Origin of the sequence: Aeromonas sp. 604282, assembly GCF_049170575.1 — a bacterium.
GTDB lineage: Bacteria > Pseudomonadota > Gammaproteobacteria > Enterobacterales > Aeromonadaceae > Aeromonas > Aeromonas veronii_A.
The window spans coordinates 62,805-80,299 of sequence record NZ_JAAKMV010000009.1; the positions used below are offsets into that span (position 1 = coordinate 62,805).

The window sequence follows — 17,495 nt, forward strand, 5'->3', positions numbered from 1 at the left end:
CAAGGGGCCCGCGGGCCCCTTGGTTTTGTCAGGGGCTTTGGTTAGCATGCGCCCCATAAATTCAGTTTCGGAACAGTATCATGGCTTCACTGCACTACAAATTTGCCACCATGAATTCAGGCAAATCCACCCAGCTCATTCAGGCGCACTTCAACTATCTGGAGCGGGGCATGCATCCTCTGGCGATGACGCCAGCCATCGATGACCGTTTCGGGGTCGGGGTGATCAGTGCCCGAGTAGGCCTTGAACTGAAGGTGGACGTGTTCAGCGACAGCTGTGATCTGTTTGAAATGGTGAAAGCGCGCCATGCGAAGAAACATATCGATGTTTTCATCGTGGACGAGGCCCAGTTCCTGACCCGTGAGCAGGTCTACCAGTTAGCCCGCATCGTCGATGAGCAGGATATTCCGGTGATGGCCTATGGCCTCAAGACCGATTTTCGCGGCGAGCTGTTCCCGGGCTCCTACCATCTGCTCTGTCTGGCCGACAAGTTTGAAGAGCTGAAGAGCATCTGCTGGTGTGGCAACAAGGCTCACATGAACTCCCGGGTCAACGAAGCGGGGCAGGTGATGCGTGATGGCGAACAGGTGGAGATCGGTGGCAACGATCGCTATGTGTCACTCTGTCGCAAACACTATCTCGAAGGTCGGGCTTACAAGTAATTCGGCTGCGATATTTGAATCGTCGAGAAGGGCGCCAATCTGGCGCCCTTTTTATGTTCCCCAACTTGTATCGCTGTGGTTCAGTCGATCTCGATATCCACCGGCGCAATGATGGGGTCGGCCACCGGCAGGCGTTGAAACAGCTGGCGAAAATGGTGCTGTACCCGGCCGATATCCACCAGCGACATGCCGGAGGCAAAACCGAACCAGACATAGAGGCCGGTGAGATCGCGAAACATCGGCGGCAAATAGCGGGGAGCGGCAATCAGCCCCTCCAGATAGTGCTGATAGAGCACCGGAATGTCATCCAGTGTCACCTTGCCGACAAACAGCATCGGCAGGATCTCGGGCACCCCTTCCAACACGGCGCTGCGGATAAAGTTGACCGTCTCCACATAGCCACGCACGTAGGAGAGATCCTTGGTAAAGCAGGCACCGCCGCCCACCATGCCGCCACGAAAGACCCGCTGGGTGATCTTGTAGGCGTCGTGCTCGCTGGTGCCTTGCTGTACGAAGTGCTGAAACACCTCGATAAAATCGGCGCCGCGCTCGGCCATGTCGATGGCCATCACCCGATCGGAGATACGCTTGGCCCGATCCGGAAAGGAGCTGAAGGTGAGGGTCTCTATCAGGACGGCCAGCCCCTCCTGACAGGCGGTGATCCGCGGTGAACCGGCGCTCAGCCAGGTGGCATAAGGCTGCTGGCGACCGTTGAGGGTGGTGCCGACATGGACCCACCCCTCGTGTACCTCCAGCACCTGCAAATCCAGCTCGGAGAAACGGGCGTGGGAGTTGAGCTTGATGTAGTCGCCCCCGGCCGCGGCGTCAGAGACGATGCCATCGCTCAGCTTCACCTGTACAGTGCCGTCACTGAAGTAGCTCGACAGCTTGCCCTGCAGTTTGGCGACCGCAGCTTCTCCTTCGAACTCCTTGGGATAGGGACGCACCAGATGGCGCGCGCCGGGCAGGGAGAAGATATCGCACAGGCGGGCGCCCAGCTCCTTGAGGGTCTTGCGATCCCCGCGCAGGTGATCGCTGGCAGAGCCATAAAGCAGCTGGCTGTAACGCTGAAAATCGGGTTGGCCGCGCTGGCGCAGCATCTCGATCACCACCATGTACTGATCGACCGTCTCTTGCAGGATCCGCCCTAGATCGTCCTGTGGCCCCAGTTTTCTGCGGATCCGGTCCCGCAGCTCCTTGAGCTCCAGATACTTGTTGCGCGGATCGAAGCCAAGGGGGAGGGCATCATAGAAGTGCCTGTCGATAGCGGGCTGCTCTCTGCCACCGCTTGCCAGAAAGCGCTCTTGCAGATGGCGTGGCCACTTGATGGCATCCAGAATCCGGATGGGTTTTTGCAGGGTGAGCAGCTCATCCGAGAGTGATTTCAGATGAAGGCGATACTTTTCTTGGATGGTCATGGGGCCCCCTGTGGGGCAAGCGTCATCGTGGATTTGGCTGAGTATATGCATAGCGCTTGCCAAAAAGAAGCGAGCCGCATGGTTATCGGGTTGGCGCGCTTTTTGTTGCTGGCAAATTGGTTTAGACTGCGCCCCTTGATCCCAATCTTGTCGTGGAAATGATGAATATCCCCAGCTCCGAAATGATAATGCGTTGGTTGCAACAGGCTCGTATCGAGCACTATGTCTGCGACCAGTGTCACGGTATCCACATTGTCTCTTTGCAGTCGGTCGATGGTATTCAGGAGAGCCGGATCTTCGTGGAAGAGGAAGGTCTGCTGTTCTCCTCCGAGCTGGAAGTTCGCCCCTCGGCCCTGTTACCACTGGTTGCCGAACTGGGACGACTCAATATGCAGTACCCCTCCCTCAAGGTGTTCCTCGATATCATCGATGACAACCTGCCGCGGCTGGTGGTCGGCCATACCGTCTTTACCAAGGCCGGACTCAGCGTCGAGCAGTTCCTGCTGTTCGTGCAAAGCACCATCGCTGCCACCCACGAACTGGTTGCCGAATGCGAACGTTCCGGCTTCCTCAACCTGCCAGAAATCCAGGTTGCGCCGGAATCTGTGCATTAAGTGTTCGAACGGTTCGCCAGGTGAAAAAAGCCGTTGACGCGGGCGGGGCTTTCCCCTAAATTACGCCCCGTTCCAGCGCAACGGCGCAGAGAACACAGTGTTGGCTGAACACGTTAAACCACAGACCAAAATTTGGTGAGGTGTCCGAGTGGCTGAAGGAGCACGCCTGGAAAGTGTGTATACGGCAACGTATCGAGGGTTCGAATCCCTCCCTCACCGCCACATTGCAAAGCCCTGATGGAAACATCAGGGCTTTTTGCTTTCTGGCGCAATCCCCGCGTGGTTGCTGGCATAGGAATGCAAATCCTCATTGTTGATAGCCCAGCATCTGGCTGAACCTCTTGGGCAATCGTAGTGAAAAGCCTCGGTGACTTTGACGCCACGGCCAACCCATTGGTCGATCCTTTTAAAGTTTCCGCCCAATTCAGTAAAAGGGCCTCTCGCAAGAGAGGCCCTTTTCATTGCTCGCTGATTTGCCCTTCTCGGTACTTGAAAGGCATTCCGTGGTGATACGGGTTAATGCTCCACAGTCAGCGGATCCGGGGGCAGGTTCAGATGCTTGGTGATGGCCTGATAGAGCTGGGGGTAGTTATCGTCAAAATGGTGTCCTCCCGGCAGGGTGATGCTGGTGACGTTGGGTTGGTTGAGACGAGGGCAGAGGCGGTCGCCGTCATCGTCATCGGCTCCTTGCAGGCAGAGCATCGGCAGATCGCGGATGGTCTTCACCTGCGGTTCGGTCGGGTAGCTGCGGGTCTTGTGGGTCAGCATGTCGCTGACGTGGATCTCGAAATCCGAGCTGGTAGAGGGGGAGAGCATCACGGCCCCGACTAGTCCCTGACGATAGTGCTCCGGCAACCGGTTGATGACGAAGGGGGCAATCTCTGCACCAAACGAGAAACCGACCAGTAGCCAGTGGGGGCGCTGCCAGCGGGCCTGATAATCATCGAGGATCCGCTCCAGATCGGCGGTCACCTGCTCCGGGGTTTTCTTCTTCCAGTAGTAGGTCAGGGAGCTCCAGCCCACGACCGGCATGCCGTTCAGCTGAAACTGGGCGCTCAGCCCCTTGTCGAGGGCCGCCCAGCCACCATCGCCGCTGAGAAAGATCACCATGGGGGCGTCGGATGGCTGCTTGACCGGCAGCTCAATCAGGCTCAGGTCGTCCTTGACCGGGGCGGCGTGCGCCGCAAAAGATGCAACGGGCAGTACGAGACTGAGTAACAGCAAAATCAAGGCTCTCATTGGCCATGCTCCTATTTCTTGATCAGCCCCAGCGGGCCGCGGCTAATCAGGGTGATCAGGTGAGTCAGGGTTCTGGGCAGTACCAGCTTGCTGCTGCAGAGCAGGTAGCGGGGTTCCCAGCGGGGCGAAAATTTCTCCTTGTAGCGTCTGAGCCCCTGAAAGTTGTAAAAACGGCTGCCACGCACAAACAGGGTATTGCCAAGTCGGGCCCAGTAGCTGTTGAGCGGGTGATCGTTGAAGCCGGACATGGGGGCCATCCCCAGATTGAAGCTGGCGTACCCTTGCGCCTTGCCCCACAGCAGCAGCTCGACAAAGAGAAAATCCATGATGGGGGCGGTGCCGGTATCCAGGCTGTAACGCATCAGATCGATGGAGAGCATCTCCTTGTTATCGCTCACCCAGAGGTTGGCAAAGCCGACAATCTGCCCCTCGTGCCAGACCAGTGCAGCCGGGCTCAAGGTCAGGTAGTCAGGCTCGAAGCGGCCGACCGAAAACCCCTTCTCCTTGCCCATCTTGCTCTGCAGCCAGGTATCTGAGACGGTCTGCAATCTGGGCAGCAGGGGAGCCACGGCGCTCGCCTCGACCACCTCGAAGGTCAGTCCTTCCCGTTTGCCCTTGGCGTGGCTCTGGCGCAGGTTGCGCAGCCGGCTGCCCGCCAGATCGAAGGTAGCCAGATCGACCATCGCCTCTTCACCGAGCTTGAAGGGGATCAGCCCCAGCTCCAGATAGAGTGGCAGATAGCGGGCCGAGACCTGATAAAAGACCGGATTGGCGTCGTGCTCATCGCACCGCTCGCGAAATTGCCAGAGCAGCTCTTCGATCTGCTCGGGGCGACCGACCGGATCCCCCATCACAATCCAGCTGTTGCCCTCGATGCCATACATCAGGAAGGCGTCGCCGGCGGAGTGGAACAGCAGGGACTTGTCCTGCAACTGGGCCAGATAGCCGTGGATCCCCCCTTCGCGTACCACCAGCTCGTGGGCGCGCGCCAGCGTCTCTTTGTCCGGCTTTTCACCGACTACGCGCAGCGGCGCAAGCAGCTGGGCAACCCCGGCCACGGCCAGCACGGCCACCACGCTCCCCATGGCGCGCAGGCCGCGGGCAGCCCCGCCGTGGGGCGAGAAGTGGAACCAGAGGGCGTGGTCATACTCCACCTGACGGTAGGAGAAGAGCAGCAGCCACAGCGCCCCCAGCAGCACGGCGCCGACCGAAATGAGCCAGCCTGGGGTGTACTGGGGATAGAGCAGCGACCCCTTGCGATAGAAGAGGGCGCGGCAGGGAGTCATGATCAGCAGGAAGCTGCCGAGCAGCAGGGCTGACTCCCAGTCCCCACCCTTGAGCAGGGAGAAGGCGATACCTAGAGCCAGCAGCAGCTGGGTGATGCGAAACGCGGCGTCGTGACGGCGATAGAGGCTGCGCGCCAGCAGGATCAGGAGAATACCACTCACGCTGCCGAGCACGTGGGAGAGCTCGAGCAGGTGGAGCGGCAGCACCTGCAGCCACACCTCGATGTGGCTGCGCATGGTCGGGATCATGCCCGAGCAGAGCAGCAGGCTGCCGGCGGCGAAGGTGCCCATGCTGATAAGGGCAGGCAGAAATTCGCGCACTGCACTCATTAGCCCCTGTAGCCGTTGCCAGCGCGCTTTTTGTTGCAGCATCTCCTGACTCGCAAAGAGCAGCAGGGCACAGAGAAAGGGAAGCAGATAATAGATGCAGCGATAGAGCAGCAGCGAGGCGAGCAGCTTGTCGGCCGGCAGATAGTGGGCCAGCAGCAGGCTCATACTCGCTTCGAACACGCCGATCCCGCCCGGCACGTGGGCCAGTACCCCGAGGAAGCTGGCCAGCACGAAAGCACTGAGCAGCACAGGGTAGGGGACGCTATCTGCAGGCAACAGCACAAACAGCACGGCGGCGGCGGCCATCCAGTCGGCCAGCGCGACCAGCAGTTGCAACAGACGTATCCGAAAGCCCGGGAGGGTCAGGGTGTGTTTCCGCCAGGAGAGACGGTGTGTAGGCCAGCAGAGGTAGCTGGCCACCAACAGCAGAGCCATGCCGCCCGCCAGCCTGAGCAGGGTATCTGCCCATTGCGGCCAGTCAGGCAGCAACTGTGATACATCGCAGGTCAGTAGGGCGCCACCTCCCCACGCCAGCAGGCCGAGGAAAAAGGTGATGGAGCAGAACAGCACCACGCGTGCCACTTCCCCGGTGGCGAGCCCCAATGCTGAGTAGAGGCGATAGCGTACCGAGGTGCCGGTCAGCAGGGAAAATCCCAGGGTGTTGGAGAAGGTGTAGGCGATAAAGGAGGTGATGCTGACCTGTTGCCAGGGAAGGCGCTTGCCCAGCGCATGGAGCGCCAGCATGTCATAGCTGCAGAGGCAACCATAACTGAGCAGGGTCAGCAACAGGGCGCCCGCCAGTCGCGGCAGGGGTTGGGACCAGATGGCCACACGAATATCGTGCCAGTGCCATGCCTGAGTCAGGTGATACAGCACGGTCAGTGCGGTGCCGAGCAGCAGCAAGCTGCACAAGGGGCCTAGCCATTTAAGCAGATGACGCCACATGCCATGTTCCTGTGGTCATTGACCGTTTCCCGCAAAGGGGGAGCCGGGTCGTGGATCCGGTTTGGACGAGGGAGGCGCTCGTCAGGAAAATTTCGGGAAGAGATGGAAAGGGAGGCGTCAGCCTCCCTCAGTGTTATCCAGTGACCGGTTGGATCACTTGGTTTTCGGCGCGACTTTGACGGCAGGGGTCTTGGCGTGGGTGGCTTTATGGTGTTTTTTCACCACCTTGGTCTGGGTCGCCTGCGGTGTGGCTGTCTTGGTCGGGGTAGCCGCCATGGTGAAACCGGAGGTGAGGGCGAAGACGGCAGCCAGGGTCAGGGGAATGATCTTTTTCATGTTCAATTTCCTTATTCGGATTGGTGGTATGGAGCATTTCTCCATGGCTTCATCCTATGACGCTGACCGCGGTACTTCAGTGAGCACTTGGTGACGGTTTGTATCCAAATGTACAGGGAGGGTGAGGCAGAAGCGGGCTCCCTTGCCGGAAGGAAGCAATGCCACATCGCCGCCGTGGTGGAGCGCTATGCTGCGCACAATGGCAAGCCCCAGCCCGGTGCCACCGGTGCGGCGATCCCGACTCTGATCAAGACGCACGAACGGCTCGAAGATCTGGTGCGCCAGTGCGGGGTCGATACCCGGCCCATCGTCGCTGATTTCCAGCAGATAGTTCTCCTGTAGCCGCGAGATGGAGAGGGTAACCTCGCTTTCGGCGTAGCGCAGGGCGTTGTTGATGAGGTTCTCGACGGCGCGTGTCAGCAGACGATGATCGCCGCACCAGGGCATCTTGATGGGAGGCAGAGCGAGGGTCAGATGTTTCTCCGGCCGCAACGCTTGCCAGTCGCCGAGGTGATGCTCTGCCCAACTGCCGAGCTCCAGTTCATCCCGCTGCAGCGGAAGTTCCGGCCTGTCCAGCTTGGCGTAGGTCAGCATCTCTTCGATAAGCGAGTCCAGCGCGCCCAGATCCCGCTCCAGTGCTCGCTGCTCTTCTGCGGCAGGGGCAGGATCGAGCATGGCAAGCCGATAGCGCAATCTGACCAGCGGGGTACGCAGCTCATGGGCGATGGCATCGGTCAGCTGCTTGCGACTGGTGAGCATGGCTTGCAGCTGGGAGGTCATCTGATCGAAGGTAAGCCCCACCCGGGCCAGACTGCTGCCCGGTGGCAGATTGGTTCGGCAGGAGAGATCCCCATCGCCTACGCGACGTGCGGTTTGCTCCAACTGCTGCAAGCCGCGCCAGTGGGGACGCAACCACAGAAGGATGGGCAGGCCGAGGGATAGGCCGATCACCAGCAACAGCCCTACATCGACCCAGTGCAGCTCATGCAGGTAGGAGAGGTAGGGGACAGGGCCGACAATCAGCACCCGATCGGTATCGGGGATGCGCTGCAGGAAGGTGTCATCCTCCTCGACGATGACAATGTTGCCGGCGGCCAGAAAGGCCTGATCCTCGCTGGCCAAGGGCTGGCGTGTCAGCTCGCCGATCTTGAGGGGGAGGGTAAACTGACTGCTCTGCTCGGCCAGTCGATCGGGCCAGCGCTCGGGTGGAGTTCTTGCCAACTCGCCGGTCAACAGGCCAAGAGAGCCCTGCATCATGCGTTCAAGATAGCGATCACCCGCCCGTTCGGCGGTCACCTGATAGACCACGCCAACCAGCAGGATGGCCAGCGTGAAACAGCCGATCAACAACAGATAGAACTGGATAAAGAGGCGGCGCATGGCGGTGCTCCCGAAAGAGGGTTATGCCCAGGCGTGGGGGACGAAGAGGTAACCTTTCTGGCGCACCGTCTTGATCCGGGTCGGGTTGTCGGGGTTATCACCCAGTTTTCGGCGCAGGCGGGAGATGGCCACATCCATGCTGCGATCCTGGCCGTCGTACTCCCGGCCGCGCAAGCTGCGAAAGAGGGCTTCCCGACTCAAGATTTGGCCCGCGTGGCAGGCGAGCTCCCACAGCAGATCAAAGTCGGCGGTCGAGAGAGCAATGCTCTCGCCATCGAGGCGCACATCTCGCCCCGGGCCATCCACCCGCAGCAGACCAAATTGCAGTTGCTGGGGAACGCTGCTGGAGGCGGCCGGTTGGGTTGATGCTTGCTGGTGCTGGCGAAACTGCACCCGCAATCTGGCCAGTAGTACGGGGGGAGGCGTGGTTTTAAGGATGTAGTCATTGGCGCCCAGCTCCAGGCTCAGGATCTGGTTCATGTCGCTGTCCAGAGAGGTAAGCATCACGATGGGGCCGTCGAAGCGCGACCGAAGATCCCGACAGAGGGACATGCCATCCTGTCCTGGCAGCATGATATCGAGCAGCACCAGATCGGGCTGTTCGGCCTCAACCCGGGCCAGCGCCATATCCCCTCTGGTCTCGAGGATCACGTCCATATCGTGACGGCCAAGCCAGCTGCTGATGAGCTGGCCAATCTCGGGATCATCTTCAACAAAAAGAATGCGTTGCATAGAAAAGCTCCAACCGGAAGCAGGAGAAAAGAGGAGCTGTCAGCATATCAATGCCACTTGGGAAATACAGAAAAAGAACGTTGGAGGGGTTTATGGGGATTGCGATGATAAGAGCGATAGCCGGGGTGGCGGAGCAATGATGAGGCTCTGGGCCATTAGCATCTCAGCCACTCAGGGCGCAGTGCGATGAGACATGCGGGGATATAAGCGTAGAAAATGGCGCTGCAGAAACAAAAAAACCGGCCTAGGCCGGTTTCTTGACAAGCCATAAGGCTTGTATCTTGCCGTATTGGCAACGTTGTGCCAAACGACGGAATAATGGGGTGGCTGATGGGGCTCGAACCCACGACAACCGGAATCACAATCCGGGACTCTACCAACTGAGCTACAGCCACCACTGAAATTTTCATCAACACTCGCCAATCCAGAAGGAAAGGGGAGCATTAATGGCGCGCCCTGCAGGATTCGAACCTGCGACCCACGGCTTAGAAGGCCGTTGCTCTATCCGACTGAGCTAAGGGCGCTCTGTATCAACGCGTCTTGACGACAAGTCGATGAACATGGTCGGTGATAAAGGATTCGAACCTTTGACCCTCTGGTCCCAAACCAGATGCGCTACCGGACTGCGCTAATCACCGAAAATCCCTGACCAGCATATCGACATGAGTCGTACTGGGCAACGGGCGGGCATCATAGCCAAGCGTAAGGGCCAGCGTCAACGACTTTTTCCCCCAGTAAATTCAAGTGCCTACTTATTGCCCGCTACAGGTATGGCGTGCGTCTGCCGCTAACATCCCGGCTAAAAAAATGCGACAATGCGCGGCAGTTGAACACATGGTGAGTGGAGAACGATGTCTGCCAAAATCATAGATGGAAAACAGGTTGCGCAAACGATTCGCAGCCAGGTCGCGGCGCAAGTCCAACAGCGGTTGGCGGCAGGGAAACGGGCTCCAGGGCTGGCAGTCATTCTGGTGGGGGCGGATCCCGCCTCTCAGGTTTATGTCGGCAGCAAACGTCGGGCGTGCGAGGAGGTGGGTTTTCTCTCCCGCTCCTATGATCTGAGTGCAACCGCCAGTCAGGAAGAGCTGCTGGCGCTGATCGACCAGTTGAATGCGGATAGCCACGTAGATGGCATTCTGGTTCAGCTGCCGTTGCCGGATCACTTTGATACCACTCAGGTGTTGGAGCGGATCCAGCCTGACAAGGATGTAGATGGATTCCACCCGTATAACGTCGGCCGTCTGGCCCAACGTATTCCGGCGCTGCGCCCCTGCACTCCGAAAGGGATCATGACGCTGATCGAGACCACCGGCGTGAAGACGCACGGTCTGCATGCTGTCGTGGTGGGAGCGTCCAACATAGTGGGGCGTCCCATGACCCTCGAATTGTTGCTGGCGGGCTGCACAACCACGACCTGCCATCGTTTTACGCGGGATCTGGAAGAGCAGGTACGCCGTGCCGATCTGTTGGTTGTTGCGGTTGGCAAGCCCAACTTCATTCCTGGGGAGTGGATCAAACCGGGGGCACTGGTGATCGATGTGGGCATCAACCGTCTGGCTGATGGCTCGCTGGTCGGGGATGTAGAGTTTGAGACGGCGCGCAGCCATGCCGCCTTCATTACCCCGGTACCCGGTGGCGTGGGCCCGATGACGGTCGCCAGCCTGATGGAAAATACCCTGATCGCCTGTAGTGAATATCACGACTGATCATGGCTGGTGATAACCCTGTGATCCCGTGAGGAGGCAGGATTCGCCAGAAATCTGACAATAAAAAACCGGTTGCTCAGAGAGGAACCGGTTTTTTATTTATCCAACAGGCGTTATTTACATATTTTGTGCTTCGTTTGGCACAATCACAGAGGCGTGATTTCCTTTCGGCCCCTGTTGCAGTTCAAAATTGACAGCCTGACCCGCTTTCAGGGTCTTGTAGCCCTCCATTTGAATCGTGGAGTAGTGAGCGAAGATATCCTCACCGCCCCCTTCCGGACAGATAAACCCAAATCCTTTTGCGTTGTTAAACCACTTAACTGTGCCGGTTGCCATACTTCTACATCCTTTTATTGATTACCCAGAAGTCGTTGAGTAACCTGCGCCAGCCCTTTATAACTAGGGACATGGGCCCATAGCAGACGGGCACAGATTAGCAAGTAACCAATCTAGTCTAACTTTTGAGCGAGTCAAGAAGTTGTTAACAGCTGATGTGATCTGGTTAACAAGTCTATTGACAACCTTGTGTTAGACGGTAGTAATCTAGAGGTACCAAAGCGCGATTATGAGCAAGCAGAAAGAACTCTTTGCTAATGAAGAGATTGCAGAAGCAGAGAAAACAAAGCTGCAGCCGCCACCCATGTATAAGGTTGTGTTGAACAACGATGACTACACGCCCATGGAGTTTGTGGTGGAGGTGCTGCAAAAGTTCTTTGGTATGGATTTGGACAAGGCGACTCAGGTCATGCTGAGTGTGCATTATAGTGGTAAGGGTGTCTGCGGCATGTTTACCGCAGAGATCGCCGAAACCAAGGTTGTCCAAGTCAACACCTATGCACGTAACAACGAACATCCACTGCTCTGTACTATGGAAAAGGCTTGAATCTGATGACTTGATGGCGAGTGTGACACCACATTGTAGCTGTACTAGGGGAGGTGCCTATGTTGAATAAAGATCTAGAAAAGACGCTGAACGAGGCTTTCAAACTGGCCCGTGACGAGCGCCACGAATTCATGACCGTCGAGCACCTGTTGTTAGCCCTTCTGGATAACAGTTCAGCCCATGAGGCGCTGAGCTCCTGTGGTGCCGATGTCGAGCAGATGCGCAAGGAGATCCGCGCATTCATCACCCAAACTACTCCGCTCATACCGCGCGATGATGAAGATCGTGAAACCCAGCCGACACTGGGCTTCCAGCGCGTGTTGCAGCGTGCCGTCTTCCATGTGCAATCCTCCGGCAATACCGAAGTCAGCGGCGCCAACGTGCTGGTCGCTATCTTCAGTGAGCAGGAGTCACAAGCTGCCTATTTCCTGAAAAAAGCCGAGATCAGCCGTCTCGACGTCGTCAATTTCCTCTCCCACGGTGTGCGCAAGGACAGCAAGCCGGATCTCGGCAGCAATAACAATCCCGAGTCTGATGATGATGTCTCGGCCGCACAGATTGAGAGCTTTGCCACCAACCTGAACCAGCTGGTGCTGGAAGGGCGTATCGATCCGCTCATCGGCCGTGATCAGGAGCTCAATCGTACCATTCAGGTGCTCTGCCGCCGTCGCAAGAACAACCCGTTGCTGGTGGGTGAAGCGGGCGTGGGGAAAACAGCCATTGCCGAAGGGCTGGCCTATCGCATCGTCAAGGGTGATGTCCCCGAGGTGATTGCGGGCAGTACCATCTATTCGCTGGATATGGGTTCTCTGCTGGCGGGCACCAAATATCGTGGTGATTTCGAGAAGCGCCTCAAGGTACTGCTCAAACAGATTGAGCGTCAGGAAGGGGCCATCCTCTTTATCGACGAGATCCATACCATCATTGGTGCCGGTGCTGCTTCCGGTGGTCAGCTGGATGCGGCCAACCTGATCAAGCCGCTGCTCTCCAATGGTTTGCTCCGCTGTGTGGGATCCACCACTTATCAGGAGTACGCCCAGATCTTCGAGAAAGACCGTGCGTTGGCCCGTCGCTTCCAGAAGATCGATATTGTCGAGCCGACTATCGATGACACCACTCGCATCCTGATGGGGCTCAAGAGTCGCTATGAAGCTCACCACGGCGTGCGCTATACCGCCAAGGCGATCCGTGCAGCTGCCGAGCTCTCTGCCAAGTACATCAATGATCGTCACTTGCCCGACAAGGCGATCGACGTGATCGACGAAGCGGGTGCCGGTCAACGGTTGTTGCCGGCGAGCAAGCGCAAGAAAGTGATCAATGTGCAGGAGATAGAAACCATCGTTGCCAAGATTGCCCGTATTCCGGAAAAATCGGTCTCCTCCTCCGATAAAGAGGTGCTTAAGAATCTGGAGCGCAACCTCAAGATGGTGGTCTTTGGTCAGGACAAGGCCATTGAGGTGCTGACGGATGCTATTCGCCTCTCACGCTCAGGTTTGGGTAATGAGCGTCGTCCAGTTGGTTGCTTCCTGTTTGCCGGTCCCACCGGTGTCGGTAAAACAGAGGTAACTCAGCAGTTGGGCAAGGCGTTGGGAGTCGAGGTGTTGCGCTTTGATATGTCCGAGTATATGGAGCGCCACACCGTTTCTCGTCTGATCGGGGCACCTCCCGGTTATGTTGGCTTTGAACAGGGCGGTTTGCTGACTGATTCGGTGATCAAGCATCCTCACTCGGTGGTGTTGCTCGACGAGATTGAGAAGGCACATCCGGATGTGTTCAACCTGCTGTTGCAGGTGATGGACAACGGTACCTTGACCGATAACAACGGGCGTAAGGCGGATTTCCGTAACGTCATCTTGGTGATGACTACCAACGCCGGTGTGCAGGAGACCCAGCGTAAATCGATTGGCTTCCAGCAACAGGATTTGAGCCACGATGCCATGGCGGTGATCAACAAGACCTTCAGCCCGGAGTTTCGTAACAGGCTTGATCACACCATCTGGTTCAACCATCTCGATATGACGGTTATCCATCAGGTTGTCGACAAGTTCATTGTCGAGTTGCAGGTTCAACTGGATGCTAAAGGGGTCTCTCTCGAGGTGTCCGAGCGTGCTCGCCACTGGTTGGCAGAGAAGGGATATGACAGAGCCATGGGCGCCAGACCGATGGGTCGGGTGATCCAGGAGCACCTCAAGAAACCCCTGGCCAACGAGATCCTGTTCGGTTCACTGGTTGACGGGGGAATTGTGAAGGTTGAGTTGGTAAATGACAGCCTCAGCTTTGATTTTCAGGTCAATGTTGAAGCTGTTTCCCACTAAGCGTCAGTGATCAGAAAACGACAAAAAACCCCAACCGAAAGGTTGGGGTTTTTTGCTGAATTCCTGGCTTAGCGAGAGCGGAAAACAATACGTCCCTTGGAGAGATCGTAGGGAGTCAGTGCTACCGTTACTTTGTCTCCAGTCAGGATACGAATGTAGTTTTTGCGCATCTTGCCTGAAATATGAGCGATAACCACGTGACCATTCTCCAGTTCCACACGGAACATGGTATTGGGCAGGGTTTCGAGAATAGTGCCCTGCATCTCAATACTGTCTTCTTTAGCCATTGAATCCTCTTGATAAGCCACAACAAAAAACCGCTGGATCATGCCGGATTTAAGGCTATGTGTAAAGTTTACTCGGGCTTGGTGTCGATATTTTTCCATTCCCCCTGAATTAACAGCTCATGAGGGAGGTAATTGCGTTTGTAATTCATCTTGCGACACGCCTCTACCAGATAGCCAAGATAGAGCCAGCTTCGCCCGGTTCGCCTGGCCAGATCGAGCTGGCAAAGGATGGCAAAGGTGCCCAGGGAGCGATCGGCATAATCCGGATCGAAGAAGGTGTACATGGCGCTCAAGGAGTGGGGCAGCAGGTCTGTGGTGGCGACACCGATCAGGCGTCCCTCCTTGCGCATCTCCAAGTATAGCGGCGGCATCCAGTCACAATGGAGAAACCCGCGATACTGGCTGCGGTTGGGGGGATACATGCTGCCATCGTGATGGCGTTCGCAGATATAGCGTTCGTAGAGCAGGTAATACTCGGGCTTGTCATCGTAGCTCAGGACAATCTCGATATCTTTGTTAAGCTGGCGGATCCGTTTCTGGCCGCGGCTGGGGCGAAAGCGCTCGCTGTGAATACGAAGGGACTGGCAGGCATGGCACGCCGGGCAGTGGGGGCGATAGATGTCGTTGCCACTGCGGCGAAAACCGGCAGTCAACAATCGCTCGTAACCGTTGGCGTTGAGCAGATTGTGATCCATCAGCACCAGCAACTGCTCCTGTTCATGGTCCAGATAACTGCAGGGATGCTTGGGAGTCAGCCCTACTTTTAGGATCACTTCTTCAGTCATAGGCTGATTTCCCCCTCTTGCCAGCAGGAAGCCAATAGTGGTTGATGGCCAAGGCGTGCCAGTTCGGCCAGAAAACGGGCCCTTGGCCACTCCTCGATACCCAGGGTCGCCAGAAACGGGTTTTGCATCTGGCAATCGATGAGGGCGCCGCGATGGCGGGCGAAGTGGCGACAGAGTGCCACCATGGCAAGTTTGGCGCCGTTATCAATCCGGCTGAACATGGATTCACCGCAAAACAGTCGGCCGATAGATAGGCCATACAGTCCCGCTTGCAGCTCTCCCTCCTGCCAGATCTCGATAGAGTGGGCATGACCCAGCCGGTGCAACTGCTGGTAGGCCTCGATCATGGGCTGGCTGATCCAGGTGCCATCGGCAGTGCGACGAGGGGCGGCGCAGGCGGTAATGACTTCATTAAAGGCGCGATTGACGGAAATATCGAATGGGGTACGGCGGATAATCTTCTGCAGTGTCCGCCCCACATGGAGTTGGTCGGGACGGATCACCCCGCGGGGATCCGGTGACCACCACAGGGTCGGTTGGTGGGGTTCATTCCACGGGAAGATCCCCTTGTGGTAAGCTGCCAGCAATCTGGCAGGGGAGAGATCCCCGCCGATCGCCAGCAAGCCGTTGGGCTCTTCCAGCGCATGGCTGGGGTCGGGAAACCAGCAAAGCTCATCATCCAGTTGGGTAAGATAGCGAGACATAAGGCAACGAGGTTCATAGATGAAGGCCATTATCCTGATAGTATCCAGCTTGCTCTGCTTTGTCACGGCGCCCGCCGGGGCGGAGGTCTACCAGCGCAATACCGCGCGGTCGGTCAATCAGGTGGTGTTTGGTCAGGTCGAAACGGTGCGTAATATTACCCAGCGCCAGCTCCTGGAGTCCGAGCACTCTGGCTGGAAGACGCTGGGTGGTGCCGTGTTGGGCGGTCTGCTGGGCAACCAGTTTGGCGGCGGTCATGGCCGTGAAATCGCCACCGCCGTCGGCGCGCTCGCAGGTGCTGCAGCTGCGCAGCAATACCAGTCCGGGGGAACCGTGGTGGAAAACAAGTTGGTGGAGCTGCTGATCCGCAACGAGCAAAATGCCCTTATCAACGTGATCCAGGATTATGATCCCGCCATGGTCTTTGCCAATGGGGACAAGGTGCGCATTCTCTACTTCGATGATGGGGTGCGGGTCGACAAGACTTACTGACTTTCGATAGTCATGGTGATGGGGAGACTGTGGCAGGGAAGGAACCCGCAGACTCTCCTGCTGGAAAGTCTGTCGGGCGGTAATACACGGGACTGATGCCCTGAGGATTCAGATAGCTGTCTCTTGAGAGACTATCTTGTCGCGACCGGTGTTCTTTGCCTGATAGAGCAGCCGATCCGCTACGCTCAGCGCCTCGTCCATGGATATCCGCCCGACGCTGATCACGCCGTAACTGGCGCGAACGAAGAGCGGGGTTTCCGGTGACAAGGGTTGCTGGCGCAGCTGCTGACGCAGCCCTTCAAGACGCTTGATCAACACGGGGACGGTACAGTGGGGTACCATCATGGCAAATTCCTCTCCGCCAAAGCGGGCGATCATGGCATCGGGGAAGAACTGGGTCAGCTGGCGGGTCAGATGGCAGAGCAGCTGATCGCCGATGGCATGGCCCCAGTGATCGTTGACCTGCTTGAAGTGATCCACATCGAGCACACAGAGTGCGAGAGACGTCTGCTGATGCTGATGTTCTTCAAACCATTTTTGCCCTTCATTGAACCAGTAGCGACGGTTGTAAAGACCGGTCAGATAGTCACGATTGGCTGACTCCTGAATGCTGTTGAACTGCTCGAGCGCCTCCAGATTGTGACTGACCCGACACTGCAGCTCTTCCGGCTCGAAAGGCTGGTTGAGAAAGTCGTTGGCGCCCTGCTTGAGGTAGCGAGCAGAGAGACCGCGTTTGTCCGAGACCGAGATCCCGATAATCGCCAGCTGCTGCTTGCTGTAACGCTCTCTCAGCATGCGCACCAGACTGATGCCATCAATATCCGGCATGTAGTAGTCGACCAGTGCCAGCCGGATGCCCGGGTGTTGCTCCAGTATCGCCATCGCTTCACTGGCATGACTTGCCTCATGAACCTGCAACAGCTGTTTGCGCAACTGAGCCATGGTGCGGTGACGGGAGGTGCGTGAATCATCGACCACCAGCACTTCGATGGACTGGTTGAGATAGAGACGGTGCACCAGACTGACGGCATATTGCAGCGAGTGGCGTGAATCCTTCATCACATAGTCCAGCACGCCGGTTTCCAGCCAGGCGGCACGTTTATCCTCACTGATGTCGGCAGTGAGGATCACAACCGGCAATCCGCGAGCCAGCAGCTCGTTGACCGCTTCTCCACGGGGCGCATCCGGCAAGGTCAAGTCCACCAGCGCGACCACATACTCCTCGCCCTGACAGTGACGGGCGCCTTCCAGGGTATCGAAGGCGTCAATCTCGAGGCCAGTTTGCTGGGCAATGGCCTGAGTCAGCATACGCCGAATGGTCAGGCTATCTTCGACAATCAATATCTTCTGTTTCATTAGACTCCTTAAATGAAAAAAGGCATA

General features: G+C 57.4%; 17 protein-coding genes and 4 tRNA genes. 7 read left to right on the forward strand and 14 right to left on the reverse strand.

Annotated features, from left to right (window positions below; genetic code table 11):
- Positions 1-80 precede the first annotated feature (80 nt).
- The gene (locus G5367_RS12215) at positions 81-662 is read left to right on the forward strand and encodes a thymidine kinase (protein WP_005351181.1); all 582 of its coding nucleotides are present in this window, start codon (positions 81-83) and stop codon (positions 660-662) included.
- Positions 663-742: 80 nt separating this feature from the next.
- Here G5367_RS12215 and G5367_RS12220 read toward each other — a convergent pair whose 3' ends face one another.
- Positions 743-2,080 (reverse strand): flavohemoglobin expression-modulating QEGLA motif protein, encoded by a 1,338-nt coding sequence (locus G5367_RS12220; RefSeq protein WP_421244272.1) that lies wholly within the window; start codon positions 2,078-2,080, stop codon positions 743-745.
- 158 nt (positions 2,081-2,238) lie between these two features.
- Here G5367_RS12220 and G5367_RS12225 point away from each other — a divergent pair, with 158 nt between their 5' ends.
- Together G5367_RS12225 and G5367_RS12230 are read left to right on the forward strand one after the other, a co-directional pair.
- Complete coding sequence (locus G5367_RS12225) at positions 2,239-2,694, forward strand: YbjN domain-containing protein (protein WP_005346451.1); 456 nt, start codon at positions 2,239-2,241, stop codon at positions 2,692-2,694.
- A 134-nt stretch (positions 2,695-2,828) separates the two neighbouring features.
- A tRNA-Ser gene (locus tag G5367_RS12230) sits at positions 2,829-2,916 on the forward strand.
- A gap of 294 nt (positions 2,917-3,210) precedes the next feature.
- Here the strand turns inward: G5367_RS12230 and G5367_RS12235 are convergent.
- The 8 genes from G5367_RS12235 to G5367_RS12270 form a co-directional block, all read right to left on the reverse strand.
- Positions 3,211-3,933, reverse strand: a complete 723-nt coding sequence (locus G5367_RS12235) for a virulence factor (RefSeq protein WP_216978974.1) — start codon at positions 3,931-3,933, stop codon at positions 3,211-3,213.
- 11 nt (positions 3,934-3,944) lie between these two features.
- Positions 3,945-6,494 (reverse strand): bifunctional lysylphosphatidylglycerol flippase/synthetase MprF, encoded by a 2,550-nt coding sequence (gene mprF, locus G5367_RS12240; protein WP_421244273.1) that lies wholly within the window; start codon positions 6,492-6,494, stop codon positions 3,945-3,947.
- Between the two features lie 153 nt (positions 6,495-6,647).
- Positions 6,648-6,830, reverse strand: a complete 183-nt coding sequence (locus tag G5367_RS12245) for a hypothetical protein (protein ID WP_005337116.1) — start codon at positions 6,828-6,830, stop codon at positions 6,648-6,650.
- 54 nt (positions 6,831-6,884) lie between these two features.
- Positions 6,885-8,210: a two-component system sensor histidine kinase RstB gene (gene rstB, locus G5367_RS12250; RefSeq protein WP_216978972.1), complete on the reverse strand. Its 1,326-nt coding sequence runs from the start codon at positions 8,208-8,210 to the stop codon at positions 6,885-6,887.
- A 21-nt stretch (positions 8,211-8,231) separates the two neighbouring features.
- Entirely contained in the window at positions 8,232-8,942 is a 711-nt protein-coding gene (gene rstA / locus G5367_RS12255) for a two-component system response regulator RstA (protein WP_216978971.1), read from the reverse strand.
- 319 nt (positions 8,943-9,261) lie between these two features.
- Positions 9,262-9,337 (reverse strand) — tRNA-His (locus G5367_RS12260).
- A 52-nt stretch (positions 9,338-9,389) separates the two neighbouring features.
- Positions 9,390-9,466: transfer RNA gene (locus G5367_RS12265), tRNA-Arg, on the reverse strand.
- A gap of 37 nt (positions 9,467-9,503) precedes the next feature.
- Positions 9,504-9,580: transfer RNA gene (locus tag G5367_RS12270), tRNA-Pro, on the reverse strand.
- 213 nt (positions 9,581-9,793) lie between these two features.
- Here G5367_RS12270 and folD point away from each other — a divergent pair.
- Positions 9,794-10,648: a bifunctional methylenetetrahydrofolate dehydrogenase/methenyltetrahydrofolate cyclohydrolase FolD gene (gene folD / locus G5367_RS12275; RefSeq protein WP_064338144.1), complete on the forward strand. Its 855-nt coding sequence runs from the start codon at positions 9,794-9,796 to the stop codon at positions 10,646-10,648.
- 117 nt (positions 10,649-10,765) lie between these two features.
- Here the strand turns inward: folD and cspD are convergent, their stop codons facing one another.
- Entirely contained in the window at positions 10,766-10,984 is a 219-nt protein-coding gene (gene cspD / locus G5367_RS12280) for a cold shock-like protein CspD (protein ID WP_005300025.1), read from the reverse strand.
- Positions 10,985-11,213: 229 nt separating this feature from the next.
- On the opposite strand from cspD, the gene clpS reads away from it, so the two are divergent.
- Complete coding sequence (clpS, locus tag G5367_RS12285) at positions 11,214-11,531, forward strand: ATP-dependent Clp protease adapter ClpS (protein ID WP_005337111.1); 318 nt, start codon at positions 11,214-11,216, stop codon at positions 11,529-11,531.
- Positions 11,532-11,590: 59 nt separating this feature from the next.
- A complete protein-coding gene (gene clpA, locus G5367_RS12290; protein WP_005346431.1) occupies positions 11,591-13,846 on the forward strand; it encodes an ATP-dependent Clp protease ATP-binding subunit ClpA in 2,256 nt (751 codons plus the stop codon).
- A 68-nt stretch (positions 13,847-13,914) separates the two neighbouring features.
- Here clpA and infA read toward each other — a convergent pair whose 3' ends face one another.
- The 3 genes from infA to aat all read right to left on the reverse strand — a co-directional run bounded on the left by infA (position 13,915) and on the right by aat (position 15,622).
- On the reverse strand, positions 13,915-14,133 hold the full coding sequence (gene infA / locus G5367_RS12295) for a translation initiation factor IF-1 (protein ID WP_005300033.1): 219 nt from the start codon (positions 14,131-14,133) through the stop codon (positions 13,915-13,917).
- Positions 14,134-14,201: 68 nt separating this feature from the next.
- Positions 14,202-14,918, reverse strand: a complete 717-nt coding sequence (locus tag G5367_RS12300; protein ID WP_421244274.1) for an arginyltransferase — start codon at positions 14,916-14,918, stop codon at positions 14,202-14,204.
- Complete coding sequence (gene aat, locus G5367_RS12305) at positions 14,915-15,622, reverse strand: leucyl/phenylalanyl-tRNA--protein transferase (RefSeq protein ID WP_019445527.1); 708 nt, start codon at positions 15,620-15,622, stop codon at positions 14,915-14,917. Before aat ends, G5367_RS12300 begins: the two co-directional genes overlap by 4 nt.
- A gap of 19 nt (positions 15,623-15,641) precedes the next feature.
- Between aat and G5367_RS12310 the strand changes: the two genes are divergently transcribed.
- On the forward strand, positions 15,642-16,112 hold the full coding sequence (locus tag G5367_RS12310; protein ID WP_421244275.1) for a glycine zipper 2TM domain-containing protein: 471 nt from the start codon (positions 15,642-15,644) through the stop codon (positions 16,110-16,112).
- A gap of 108 nt (positions 16,113-16,220) precedes the next feature.
- Here the strand turns inward: G5367_RS12310 and G5367_RS12315 are convergent, their stop codons facing one another.
- Positions 16,221-17,468, reverse strand: a complete 1,248-nt coding sequence (locus G5367_RS12315; RefSeq protein WP_421244276.1) for a diguanylate cyclase — start codon at positions 17,466-17,468, stop codon at positions 16,221-16,223.
- Between the last annotated feature and the right edge of the window lie 27 nt (positions 17,469-17,495).